Genomic DNA, 627 nt, shown 5'->3' on the forward strand with positions numbered 1-627 from the left:
GAAGTCGTAACAAGGTAGCCGTAGGGGAACCTGCGGCTGGATCACCTCCTTAAACGATGCGTCACAGTCGGTAAGCGTCCACAATGAATTACCTGATCAGATATAGAGCAAACGGTAAAAGCACGATCCCCTCTTGGGTCTGTAGCTCAGTTGGTTAGAGCGCACCCCTGATAAGGGTGAGGTCGGCAGTTCAAGTCTGCCCAGACCCACCAAATTTTATCTATCGCTGCGTTATTTTATAACTCGCATAGCAGGCTATGCGTCGTCATAAAATGCCTTGCGCTAAATAAAATTGGCCAGAGGTGAGTGTGACTAAGAGTGACTAGATGGGGCCATAGCTCAGCTGGGAGAGCGCCTGCCTTGCACGCAGGAGGTCAGCGGTTCGATCCCGCTTGGCTCCACCATTACGTTACTACCCTGTTTAACCTGTTTAACCTTCAATACCGTTTGTGAATGTTTCGTGACCATTGATAAGTCGCTGTTGTTTTAGTTATCGCACAACGCCTTATCACTGTTCATTGAACAGCTGCTCTTTAACAATGTATATCATGCTGACAAGAACACTTCGCAAGAAGTGCTTCTTAAATTGTGATACGTCTCAAGCGTATCCGGCAAAATGAAACGTGA

Annotated in this window: 2 tRNA genes and 1 rRNA gene; all 3 read left to right on the forward strand. The window is 47.2% G+C overall.

The features are described 5' to 3' along the window. Positions 1–52 (forward strand): 16S ribosomal RNA (locus tag RO22_RS24920); the annotation flags it as partial. A gap of 83 nt (positions 53–135) precedes the next feature. Continuing rightward, a tRNA-Ile gene (locus RO22_RS23740) sits at positions 136–212 on the forward strand. A gap of 116 nt (positions 213–328) precedes the next feature. Further along, positions 329–404, forward strand: a tRNA-Ala gene (locus tag RO22_RS23745). Positions 405–627 lie beyond the last annotated feature (223 nt).

It is taken from the genome of Halomonas sp. KHS3 (genome assembly GCF_000830495.1).
Classification (GTDB): Bacteria; Pseudomonadota; Gammaproteobacteria; order Pseudomonadales; family Halomonadaceae; genus Vreelandella; species Vreelandella titanicae.